The sequence below is a fragment of the Mesorhizobium sp. WSM4871 genome, from assembly GCF_055811295.1.
Window position 1 is genome coordinate 1 of record NZ_JBVVPU010000078.1, and the last position, 244, is coordinate 244.

Annotated in this window: 1 pseudogene; it reads right to left on the reverse strand. The window is 59.4% G+C overall.

Annotation, left to right across the window (positions count from 1 at the left end):
* Positions 1 to 244: pseudogene (locus tag AC0L2H_RS32590) on the reverse strand (metallophosphoesterase); the annotation flags it as partial.

Consider the following 244-nt stretch of genomic DNA (forward strand, 5'->3'; position numbering starts at 1 on the left):
GCCGTGGCCCACGCAACGGCCTCGCTCCAGCCCGGCAAATGGCTGGTAGATGCTGAGAGTGTGCTCATGCCCCCAGAACCAGGCGGCAATCGCCTTTGTTGCTGTCATCTGCTGAAAAGCTTTGAGCAGCAAGGGATTGACTGCAGACCGCTTACCCTGCGGATCGGCGGCCCCAATGGGAGAGAAAGCAGAGAACAACTGGTGATGAGACAGCAGGATGGTCCGGCCGGAGAATTCCCTGATG